The sequence below is a fragment of the uncultured Ruegeria sp. genome (assembly GCF_947497005.1).
Taxonomy (GTDB): Bacteria; Pseudomonadota; Alphaproteobacteria; order Rhodobacterales; family Rhodobacteraceae; genus Ruegeria.
Genome location: NZ_CANMFF010000051.1, coordinates 1 through 2,931, shown reverse-complemented (window position 1 = coordinate 2,931; position 2,931 = coordinate 1). Strand labels below are relative to the sequence as shown.

Below are 2,931 nucleotides of genomic sequence, written 5' to 3'. Positions count from 1 at the left end.
GGTGAAATCTACTTTCACCGACAACTAAGTGCAGGCAAGTCTGGCGCTCTTGTCTATATTGTCGACATCACATGCGATACCTTCAGCGGTCAGGCAATTCTCAAACTTGACGCACTTCCCGATCCGGAATGGCAAGAAAAGGCTGAAAACCAAAGACACCTTGAGGCGTTCGAAGCAATACCAGCATTCGGATCCAAACATATGGCTCGCATCGTCAACTCGCTGGAACACGAAGGCAAGATCGCGATCCTTTCAACGGTCGTGGCGCAAGGGCTGGAATACTCTCTTCCTTGGAACGATTGTGGTTACGAGCTGGCTTTGAACGTCCTCCAGCGGCTCTCGCGAAGCCTTCTTGACGATTGGAATTCTGACTACCAGATGGCAACGGGTATGCATTCACCCCGGGAATTGCTCTCTGAATGGCTCGGATACAGACTGGATCCTGAGGCAGGTCGATTACACCGGTTCCTTTCCGATGTTTGCGGCCATGATCCGAACGAGCGGTGCCTTATGTTTGAAGGACATTGGTACCCAAACCCATTGGCATTTGCCTGCGACGAGAACTTGCCAAACCGACTAAGCATCCGAGCGGCCAAAGGCCGGCTACATGGAGATCTTCACGGCTACAATGTTCTGGTACGATCACATCAAAGCAGTGATCCTGACTATTACCTGATCGATCTGGCGCTTTACCAAGACAAGCAGTACCTGTTTTATGATCACGCATATTTCGAGTTGGCGTACCTGTTGGCGAGACGCGGAAACTGCGTGCCAGCCCAGTGGGATGCCATTCTTGATGATCTCGGGCTCTTTCATTCAAAACACCACACGTTGGGGCTGTGGCAGGATGATGTTGGGATCGTAGAGTTCGTCAGAACTCTGCGGCGTGGAGCGATGAGCTGGGTTGAACGCCACGAGAGCCATCGGCTAAGTTTTATGGAAAGCCAATACCTGTTGGCACGCGTCGCGGTGGGACTTAACTTCGCACACAAGCAGATCAGCGTCAGCGCGCGTAGCCACGCATTCTTGTACGCAGCACACAATCTCAAAGACTATATGACGCTCAACAATGTTGATTGGCCGCGGCACGGACCGGTGTTCCAAATCCCGGCAACGCATGAACTTTTATCCGGTTCCCAAACTGAAACCGAAACGCTTGCACCAAAAACTGAGCCACCGGCAGAAAAAGACCGTCTGTTCGATCGTATGGTCACTCAGCTTCCGGCACCGCAAAAGCCCGTTATCGCTGTGTTGCCCTTCGATAGCCTCAGCGGACAAAGCGACAACGATGGCTTTGTGGCTGGCATCAACCAAGAACTTATTACCGAACTTGCGAAGGTGGATTGGCTATCGGTGGTCTCACCTACTTCGACCAAACTACTCAAGGATGCTTCTTTATCCGGTGAGGAAATCGCGCAACGCCTCGGGGCACATTATTTAGTAGAGGGCAGTGTGCGCTATGATGACCTACGAGTTCGTGTCACTGCCCATCTGGTAGATACATCAACTGGGCATGATCTTTGGGCCGATCGCCTGGAGCACGAAATTGAGGATGCTTTTTCCTTACAAGAGGAAATCGCCGCGGCTGTCGTCGGGCATATCGACTGGGAACTGCGGTTCGATTTGCGAGAGCAAGCCCGTCTGAAACGTGGTGAGGTCAATGTATGGGATAAGGTTCAAAAAGCTCTGTGGCATCTGTTCAAGTTCACGGACGAAGATACTCAAAAGGCAAATGACATTTTGTCCAAGACTATCGACATGACGCCGGATTATGCACTCGCACATGCTGTCATGGCAAATGCCGAGCTTCGAAAGCTGTTTTTCGTCCAGGTTGATGACCGAAAGGGAACAAAGGAACGTGCACTCTATCACGCAGAGCGCGCTGTAGCCCTGGATGAACACAGTAGTTTCGCACATGCCACTCTCGCCCGGGCTTATACTCTGTACAACCGGCGCGATGCTGCGATAGCAGAAGCTGAACTTGCAGTCAGTCTCAACCCAAGCGCAGCAAACGCTCATCTGGTACTTGGGTACACGCAGCTTGTAAATGGACAGGCGAAATGGGCACTGGCGCATTTTGAGACGGCAACCCGGTTTGGACCGTCCGGACCGTACTTCAAGGTTAAATTGTTGTCCAAAGCCATGTGCCTCTATCTCCTTGATAAACTGGAGCAAGCTGAAGCCTGCGCAAGAACAACATTGGAAGGAAGGTCGGTTGGCCCATTCGGGCACTATGTGTTGGCGGTAATTCTGATACGACAACACCGCATTGACGAGGCAAGACAGATAGTTCGTCAGAGCAAAGAGATTCGCCCCGACATGACATGTTCGCGCGTCCGCCTGGCATTCGAGAACTTTCAGCAACGTGATCGTGACAGGTTTGTCGGTGATCTCCAGGAGGCTGGCTTGCCGGGTTGATCATCGTCTCTGGCAACATGTGCATCAATGAGGCGGATGGTCCCCAGCGGTTGGTCGAAGATGCAACCGGGTTGCGATCAGAACGCCGCCGATTATCAGCACGCCGCCGATGCCTTGATAAAGCTGAAGGTCCATGCCCCTTAGGGTCACGGCTTCGACCGCAACGAGTATCGGTACGAGATAGGCAAACAAGGAAGCCGTCGACGCACCAACTTCGTTTGTACCGAAATTGAGCAGGTGGAGGTAGATGGCACCCATGCCAACTCCAATAAAGAGAATAGAGCCCCAGACCTTCCAAGAGTAGTCTAATGGTTGAAGTGTGCTTACTTCGTGAATCACAACAAACGGCAGTAGCACGACAATGCCAACAACGAAAATAACGAACAAGCCTTCATCAGGCTTAGGGTGCATGTTCCATTTCTTAAGAAGAACTAAATAGAGCCCACGGCAGGCGTTGGATGTAATCATCAGCAAGAAGGCGAGATGCGGGTCGAAATTGATTAGGTTTGAGAA

2 protein-coding genes are annotated in these 2,931 nt (G+C 51.7%); one reads left to right on the top strand and one right to left on the bottom strand.

All coding sequences use genetic code 11. The features are described 5' to 3' along the window. A partial coding sequence (locus Q0816_RS25840; protein WP_298856169.1) for a phosphotransferase occupies positions 1 to 2,418 on the top strand: 2,418 nt, incomplete at its 5' end. A gap of 24 nt (positions 2,419 to 2,442) precedes the next feature. Here the strand turns inward: Q0816_RS25840 and Q0816_RS25835 are convergent. After that, positions 2,443 to 2,931: EamA family transporter (locus Q0816_RS25835; protein ID WP_298856164.1), on the bottom strand; the 489-nt coding region annotated here is incomplete at its 5' end.